Here is a 767-nt window from a genome sequence, read left to right on the forward strand (position 1 = left end):
CTATTTTCATCATTTCTTCTGGCAAGCCTTTCGAAACAAGTTTATCCGGGTGATGTTGACTAATCAGTCTACGATAGGCTTTCTTTAGTTCAGCATCACTGCAATTGCTCTGTACGCCTAGAGTTTCATAGGCAGCACTGATCATTTGTTCTTCGCTAACATGGCCTGACGTATCGTGCTCAAAGCCGGTAAACCGGTGCTGAGCTGTCATCATTGCCAGTAGTTGTTCAAAATTTCGTTTCTGGAAACCAAGGTGTTCGGCTACTTCAAGAAGCAGCTGGTGTTCATTTGGGTGTAATTCTCCGTCGGCAAGCGCGGTGGTTAGCTGTATCTCCATAAACATTCTAAGGAGATTGGTACGACGGCCGCAGACTCGCTTTAAGTCATCCATGGCAGCGATATAATCAAAATCTTCTTGCTTGCCTTGATTGAATAAATTGATTGCTGCTTTACGTTGCTCGTCCGTCAACTGCATCTTGCTCATGGTGTCTTGAGCAACTTGAATTTCGACTTGAGATACATGGCCGTCTGATTTTGCCAAACGCCCCATTATCGAAAATGTGGCAGCAAAAAAAGCCGCTTGTATTTCTTCCTGATTGCCACCAGAAAAGTTTTCGATATTGGCCATACCTTTATCGAAGCTATGACCAATAGCCGCGCCTAACAAAGCGCCTAAGGGGCCACCGCCAAATGCGAAGCCCAAGGCTCCACCGATTAATTTTCCCCACCAGTTCATTGTCTAAATCTATACCTTGCGTTAAAGCGCT

1 protein-coding gene is annotated in these 767 nt (G+C 45.2%); it reads right to left on the reverse strand.

From position 1 onward, the window contains the following. On the reverse strand, positions 1-736 hold a 736-nt coding region (gene djlA, locus A3766_RS23130; RefSeq protein ID WP_068643042.1), incomplete at its 3' end, for a co-chaperone DjlA. Between the last annotated feature and the right edge of the window lie 31 nt (positions 737-767).

It is taken from the genome of Oleiphilus sp. HI0132 (genome assembly GCF_001635845.1).